Consider the following 6989-nt stretch of genomic DNA (forward strand, 5'->3'; position numbering starts at 1 on the left):
CCTCGTACTCCTTCCGCACCCGTCAGCAGTTGCTGCAGGCGGCGGTGGAGCGGCTGGCCGAGCACACCCTCGCCGGGCTGGCCCCCCTGCCCGCTCCCGATGACGCCGGGCCCGGCGACCTCGGCGGTTCCGGCGACCTGGCCGACGCCGTCACCGCGCTGCTCGAACGCTGGCTCACCCAGGGCGGCCACCTGCAACTAGCCCGCTACGAGCTGTCCCTGGAGGCCAGGCGGCGGCCGGAGATCCGGGCGGTGCTGGTGGAGAGCGGGGCGCACATCCGCGACAAGGTCGCCGAGATGCTCGCGGCCGGGCAGGTGCCGGACGCCCGCAACCGCGCGGCCGACCTCGTCGCGCTGCTCGACGGGATCCTCTTCGACCGCCTCGTCGGCGCGGGCGGCGACGCCGGGACCGACGGGGGCGCGCCGGACCGGGCCCGGCTGCGCGAGCTGATCGGCGCGCTCCTCCTCGCCGTCACCCGAGGAGGCGCCGCGCCGTAGGGCGTTCGCCGGCGTCGAGGCGGCAAATCATCCCAAGCATGACGCCGGCCCGCCCACTCCCCCGGCCCGCCGGGCGAAATTACGAATGGCCGTCTATCGAAGTCCGTCGCCCTGTTCTATCGTCACCGTACATGGCGACCTCCCGCGCACCGCTGCGCTTCCGCGAGGCGGTCTCCGCTACCGTTTCAAGCCCCCGCGAATCGGGTTTCTTCTTCGATTTCGACGGCACTCTCGCCCCGATTATGAACGACCCGGACGCGGTCCGCCCGATCGAGGGAGTGGTGGAGCGACTGGGCGCGCTGGCGGGGTTGTTCGCGCGGGTGGCCGTGGTCTCCGCGCGGCCGGCCGCGTACCTGCGCGACCGTTTCTCGGGCACGCCCGGCGTCCGTCTTCACGGCCTGTACGGCCTGCAGACCGTGACGGACGGCCAGATCCGCACGGACGCCGGGGCGCGGCCGTGGGAGCCGGTCATGCGCCGCGTGGCCGAGGACGCCGCCCGCGAGCTGCCCGGGCAGGTGCTCGTCGAGGACAAGGCGCTCGCCGTGTCGCTGCACTACAGAGCCGTTCCGTCGCTGCGCGGCGCGGTCGAGCGATGGTCGTCGGCGAAGGCGGCGGAGCTGGGGCTGCTGCAGCAGTTCGGGCGGATGGTGGTCGATCTTCGGCCGCCGGTACGCGGCGACAAGGGCACCGTCGTCGAACGGGAGAGCGCCGCGCTCACCCGCGCCTGGTATTTCGGCGACGATCTGTCGGACGCCCGCGCGTTCGAGGCCCTGCGGGCGCGCGAGGAGGACGATCCGGCGTTCATCGGCGTCAGGGTCGCGGTGGCGAACCCGGAAACGGGAGACGACCTGTCACGCCAGGCGGATTTCACCGTGGACGGCCCGGCCGACACCCCGGACATGCTCGACGCGATAATCCACGCTTTCCACGACATGCGGCAATCCCAATAGTCCTGATATGAAAGTCAGGCGCCTTTATCGGAGGCGTTCGTGGCATGGCCGCGGGGCCACAAAGTCCTGTCCAGTACGCCGGGCACCATACTCTGGTCCCGTGAGCACTCTTGTCCTTGACGGCGGCCTGGCGACGCGTCTGGAAATGCTCGGCGCCGACCTGAGCGACGAGCTGTGGTCCGCGCGGCTGCTGCTGGAGGACCCGGCGCTGATCCGCCGCGCGCACGCCGACTACTACGCCGCCGGGGCCGACGTCGCCACGACCGCGAGCTACCAGGCCTCGCTGCCCGGCCTCGTACGGCGCGGCATGGACGAGACGCGGGCCGAGCGGCTGATCAGGCTCTCGGTGGAGCTGGCGGGCCAGGCCCGCGACGAGGCCGGCGGCGGGCTGGTGGCCGCCTCGATCGGACCGTACGGCGCCTACCTGGCCAACGGCGCCGAATACACCGGCGACTACGGCCTGGACGAGCTGGGCCTGCTGTCCTGGCACCGGCCGCGCTGGGAGATCCTCGCCTCGGCCGGCGCCGACCTGATGGCCTGCGAGACCATCCCCTCCTACCCGGAGGCGCGGGCGCTGGCCCGGCTGCTGACCGAGACGCCGTCGGTCAAGGCGTGGGTCAGCTTCTCCTGCCGCGACGCCGCCTGCCTCAACGACGGCACGCCGATCGCCGAGGCGGCGGCGCTGTTCGCGGGCAACTCGCAGGTGGTGGCCGTGGGCGTCAACTGCACCGCGCCGCGTCACATCACCGGCCTGATCACCAAGCTGTCCGGCGGGCTGCCGGTGGTGGTGTACCCCAACTCCGGCGAGACGTGGGACGCTGCCCGGGGCCGCTGGACCGGCACGGCCGACCCCCTGGAGTACGGCCAGGCGGCCGAGGAGTGGCAGCGGGCGGGGGCCTCGCTGATCGGCGGGTGCTGCCGGACGACGCCGGAGCACGTCAAGCAGATCCGCGCCCACATCTCCTGAGCCCCCGCCGCTCCACTGGCCGGGCCGCTCAGGCGGAGACGCCGGCCGGAGTGCGGTGCCGGGACAGGAGGCGGTCGATCGCCAGCGCCCCGCCCCCGCTGAACCCGACCGCCAGCGCGGCCGCCCCGAGCGCCAGCACGAACTCGTAACCGCCCTTGTCGGCCGCGAACCCGTTGGGCCCGTGCACGAACAGGATGGCCCCCATCATGTCCAGCGCCAGCAACGTGCCCACCACCGGCAGCGCCACCCCGGCGATCAGCGCGAGCCCGCCGGCGACCTCCAGCACGGCCACCACCGGGGCGGCCACCGCGGCCAGCGGGACCCCGGCCGACTCGAAGAACTTGGTGGTCCCTGCGATCCCCATGGTGGCGAACTTCTGGTAGCCGTGCACCAGGAAGATCACCCCTACGGCCACCCGGGCGATCAACAGGGCTACGGAGCGTGACTGGTTCAGCATGAAATCCTCCATTGGTTCAGATTTGAACTAGTACTCTAGCGTGGAAGTTCAAAACTGAATGACAAGTACACTTAACGCCGTGACAAACCCCCGGTGGCTAGACGAGACGGAGATGGCCGCGTGGCGCGCCTTCCTGTCCACCGCTCACCTGCTCGAACGCCGCATAGAGGAGCAGCTCAAGGCCGCGGCCGGGCTGACGCACCCGCAGTACGAGATCCTCGTGCGGCTGGCCGACGCGCCCGGCCGGCAGATGCGCATGACCGAGCTGGCCAAGGGCGTGATCGTGTCCAAGAGCGCGCTCACGTACCAGATCACCCAGCTGGAGCGCGCGGGCCTGGTCGAGCGGACCACCTGCCCCGAGGACGACCGGGGCGTGCTGGCGGTGCTCACCGACGCGGGCACGGCCTGCCTGGAACGGACCGCCCCCGGTCATCTGGAGGTGGTGCGCGAATACCTCATCGACCATCTGACCCGCGACGAGTTGGAGACGATGACCACCGCCATGCGCCGGACCGAGCAGGCGCTACGGCAGTGACGGCGCCGGCGACCGCTACGGCAGGGACTTGGCGGCCCGGGCCGCCCGCTCCATCTCGACCTTGGCGCTGGCGGCGTACTTGTCGACGTACTCCTGCTCCGACAGCTCCATGAGCGCGTACATGATCTCGTCGGTCACGGCGCGCAGCACGAGCCGGTCGTCCTCCATGCCGTAGTAGCGCGAGAAGTCGAGCGGCTTGCCGAACCGCACGCCGGGCCGGATCCCCAGCTTGGGCAGCGGACGGCCGGGCGGCATCATCTCGAAGGTGTTGACCATGGCCCACGGGATCACCGGCACCCGCGACTCCAGGGCGAGCCTGGCCACGCCGGTCTTGCCCTTGTACAGGCGGCCGTCGGGCGAGCGGGTGCCCTCCGGGTAGATGCCCAGGACGTTGCCCTCGCGCAGGATCCGCAGGCCGGTGCGGAGCGCGGCCTCGCTGGCCTTGCCGCCCGAGCGGTCGATGGGCACGGTGCCGACGCCGCTGAAGAACAGCCGGGTGAAGAAGCCCTTGATCCCGCGCCCGGTGAAGTAGTCGGACTTGCCGAGCGAGATCACCTTGCGGCGCAGGTGCAGCGGGCCGAAGAAGTGGTCGGCGAACGACAGGTGGTTGCCGGCCAGGATCGCCGGCCCCTGCCGGGGCACGTTCTCGACGCCCTCCGCCCAGGGCCGGAAGCCGATGTGGAGGAACGGCCCCAAGATGGCCTTGACCACCCAGTAGAACACCCGGCCACCTCTTCCCAGGAGCGCAGTCTGCAGCAGAGTCATCTTCGCATCCCAGAACCGATGCTCCTACCGCCCCTCTCGCACAATTGCCCTCGATCGTGCGACGATCGGGCAATTCCGGGATGAATTCCTGTCGAGGAGCTGTTATGCCGCTCATGCCAGGCGCGGAGCCCTACCACCACGAAGCAGGCCAGGTCGGCGTGCTGTTGTGTCATGGCTTCACCGGCACCCCCCAGTCGCTACGGCCGTGGGGCGAGTATCTGGCCGCGCACGGGGTGAGTGTGTCGCTGCCCCGCCAGCCCGGTCACGGGACCACCTGGCAGGAGATGAACCGTACGCGCTGGGAGGACTGGTACGCCGAGGTGGAGAAGGCGTTCGCCGACCTCCAGGGGCGCTGCCAGGAGGTGTTCGTGGCGGGGCTGTCGCTGGGCGGCTGCCTGGCGCTGCGGCTGGCCGAGGTGCACGGCGAGGCGATCACCGGCGTCATGGTGGTCAACCCGTCGATCGCCAGGGACGAGCCGCTGTTACTGCTCGCACCGGTGCTGAAATGGTTCCTGAAGTCGGTGCCCGGCGTGGCCAACGACGTCAAGAAGCCGGGCGTGACCGAGCTGGCGTACGCGCGCACGCCCGTGAAGGCCGCCGCCTCGCTGCCGGGCCTGTGGTCGCTGGTGCAAGCCGACCTGGCGAGGGTGACCCAGCCGCTGCTGGTCTTCCACAGCACGGAGGACCACGTGGTGAAACCGGCCAGCGTGGAGATCATTCGCCAGAAGGTACCGCAGGCCACGATCGAGGAGCTTACCGATAGCTACCATGTTGCGACCCTGGACAACGACGCCGACAGGATCTTTGCCGGTAGCCTCGACTTCATCCGGACACATGCCTCGGTACCCTTGCAGAGGGACTGATCGCACCCAGGGGGAAGTCGCGATCGCTGCGGAGAGGCCGGTCTAGGTGACGCCCCAGAGTGACGAGGACGAGGTCTGGCGTCAGATCGTCGCGTCCTTCAACGACACGGCCGAGCGTGACTCGGCCGACCAGCCCTGGCCGGACAGCGAGAACGTCCCGGCCGAGCCGACTCACCGCGTGGTCAAACCCGCGGCCGACGAGGACGCCGACGTCGAGGCCGAGCTCGGCTCCCGCGACGGCGACGGCGACGAGGGCGACGACGAGGAGGAGGACGAGGGCCACTTCGAGCCGCCCCCGCCGCCGCCGCTGCCCAAGCTCGACCTGCCGACCAAGCTCGCCTGGGTGGCGCTCTTCGGCGGCCCCGCCTATCTGCTGGTCGCCGCGATGGCCAACTGGCAGATGGAGGGGTGGGCGCTGTTCACGGCCGTGGCGGCGTTCATCGGCGGGTTCGTGGCGCTGGTGGTGCGCATGGGCGACGGCCCGCCCAACGACTCGGGCTGGGACGACGGCGCGGTGCTCTGAGCAGCCCGCCGCCCGCTGACCGGCGGGCCCCGGAAGGCTTCAGGAGTCCTTGGAGGAGGGCAGCTTCGGCCCGAAGGACTCCACCACGTCGGTGTAGCGCTCGCGAGCGTCCACCGCGTGCCCGACCGCCCAGACCGCGCCCTTGCCGGCCAGGTAGGTGACGGCCTGCAGCCGCACGCTGTCCTTGCCCTTGGCCGCGCCGCCCCGGATGATCTCGCACTCGCGCTTCTCGCAGCGCATCATGAACGGCTCGTTGGCCCGCGACGGGTCGTAGCCGGAGATCCAGAAGCGCCCCTTGCCGTCGCCGGTGACGCCGTAGAGGCGCGAGCCGGTGCCGGGCAGCTTCTGGCGCTGCCAGCGCTTGCCGTTCCACGACAGGACCAGCGGGTCGACCGTGCCGTCGGCGCGGTAGACGCCGCCCACGGCCAGCGCCCGCTTGGGGCCGTCGACCTGGATGTCGCGCAGGTAGCCGCCGGGCAGGTCAGGCACCGGCATGGGCTTCCAGGCGCCGCCCGACAGGTGCATGATCAGCGGCTCGCGGCCGGTGTCGCCGACGGCGAACCCGTTGGACACGCCGTAGAGCGCGCCCTTCTCCTTCGTCTTGCCCTCCTGGTCGAGAGGCGAGGAGTCGACGCTCCACTTACCGTTCTGGCCGGTGAGGATGAGCCAGGAGTCGTCGCGGTTGCCGACGGTCACCACCCGCCCGGGACGGGCGTCGACGCCGCCGAGCCAGTCGCCCGCGCGCAGGCCCTGCGGCCTGATCCGGTCGAGGCCGCCCGCGTCGCCGTGGGCCAGGTAGGGCAGGCCGTCGTGCCCGTCGCCGACCGCCCACACGTCGGAGGCCGAGGTGGCCGCCACGCCGCGCAGGTTGCCCGCGCCGGTGGGGTCGCGCAGGCTCACCTCCGACCACCTGCCGTCGCTCCAGTGGCGGACCGTGCCGCGGTTCTTCCAGACGTCCCAGATCTGCTGCTGACCCACCGCCCAGACGTCGCCCGACGGGAGCGCGGTCACGTCCGAGAGCGAGGCGTCGGCGTCGAGGCGCGCGCTGGTCGACTGCTGCCACGCCTCAAGGGTGGCGGGGCGGGGATCGGCATGCGCGGCGGGCGTGACCTGCGTCAAGGCCACGGACGTCGCCAAGATCAAGGAGAGCGCACGCCGCTGATGGCGACGAGTCATGACCAAATGCTATTGGCTCGGGGCGGTCTTTCGCCCGATTAGCGCCCGACTCGCAGCTCAGCCGGGCTCCCGCCCGAGGCTCCCCGTACGTCCGCCCCCGCTCCGTCCAGCGGTTTCGGCCACGACGACCAGGGGTTTCGGCCTCCGCGGTCAGCCGGATGTTCAAGCGTCTCGGGCGGTCACGCGGTCAGGGCTCCGGGCGGAGCTCGGCGACCACCGGCAGGTGGTCGGTCGCGGCGGCCAGGTCGGCCGCGGC

9 protein-coding genes are annotated in these 6989 nt (G+C 71.3%); 6 read left to right on the plus strand and 3 right to left on the minus strand.

Annotated features, from left to right (window positions below; translation table 11 throughout):
• The 3 genes from KME77_RS14370 to mmuM form a co-directional block, all read left to right on the plus strand.
• The coding region (locus tag KME77_RS14370; RefSeq protein WP_372451174.1) for a TetR/AcrR family transcriptional regulator at positions 1-497 on the plus strand (497 nt) is incomplete at its 5' end.
• Positions 498-628: 131 nt separating this feature from the next.
• Complete coding sequence (gene otsB / locus KME77_RS14375; RefSeq protein WP_219467030.1) at positions 629-1447, plus strand: trehalose-phosphatase; 819 nt, start codon at positions 629-631, stop codon at positions 1445-1447.
• A 100-nt stretch (positions 1448-1547) separates the two neighbouring features.
• Positions 1548-2414, plus strand: coding sequence for a homocysteine S-methyltransferase (mmuM, locus tag KME77_RS14380; RefSeq protein WP_308250701.1), 867 nt, complete (start codon positions 1548-1550; stop codon positions 2412-2414).
• Between the two features lie 28 nt (positions 2415-2442).
• Here the strand turns inward: mmuM and KME77_RS14385 are convergent, their stop codons facing one another.
• A complete protein-coding gene (locus KME77_RS14385; RefSeq protein ID WP_219467033.1) occupies positions 2443-2871 on the minus strand; it encodes a DoxX family protein in 429 nt (142 codons plus the stop codon).
• A 79-nt stretch (positions 2872-2950) separates the two neighbouring features.
• Here KME77_RS14385 and KME77_RS14390 point away from each other — a divergent pair, with 79 nt between their 5' ends.
• Positions 2951-3406, plus strand: a complete 456-nt coding sequence (locus KME77_RS14390; protein WP_219467035.1) for a MarR family winged helix-turn-helix transcriptional regulator — start codon at positions 2951-2953, stop codon at positions 3404-3406.
• A 15-nt stretch (positions 3407-3421) separates the two neighbouring features.
• Here KME77_RS14390 and KME77_RS14395 read toward each other — a convergent pair whose 3' ends face one another.
• The gene (locus KME77_RS14395; protein ID WP_219467044.1) at positions 3422-4129 is read right to left on the minus strand and encodes a lysophospholipid acyltransferase family protein; all 708 of its coding nucleotides are present in this window, start codon (positions 4127-4129) and stop codon (positions 3422-3424) included.
• 146 nt (positions 4130-4275) lie between these two features.
• Here KME77_RS14395 and KME77_RS14400 point away from each other — a divergent pair, with 146 nt between their 5' ends.
• Together KME77_RS14400 and KME77_RS14405 are read left to right on the plus strand one after the other, a co-directional pair.
• Positions 4276-5034 carry an alpha/beta hydrolase gene (locus KME77_RS14400; RefSeq protein ID WP_219467037.1) on the plus strand — a complete coding sequence of 253 codons (759 nt, stop codon included), beginning with the start codon at positions 4276-4278 and terminating at the stop codon, positions 5032-5034.
• Between the two features lie 46 nt (positions 5035-5080).
• Entirely contained in the window at positions 5081-5557 is a 477-nt protein-coding gene (locus KME77_RS14405) for a hypothetical protein (RefSeq protein WP_219467040.1), read from the plus strand.
• A 39-nt stretch (positions 5558-5596) separates the two neighbouring features.
• On the opposite strand, the gene KME77_RS14410 is transcribed toward KME77_RS14405, so the two are convergent.
• Complete coding sequence (locus KME77_RS14410) at positions 5597-6682, minus strand: hypothetical protein (protein WP_308250702.1); 1086 nt, start codon at positions 6680-6682, stop codon at positions 5597-5599.
• Between the last annotated feature and the right edge of the window lie 307 nt (positions 6683-6989).

The organism is Nonomuraea rhizosphaerae (assembly GCF_019396405.1).
Classification (GTDB): domain Bacteria; phylum Actinomycetota; class Actinomycetes; order Streptosporangiales; family Streptosporangiaceae; genus Nonomuraea; species Nonomuraea rhizosphaerae.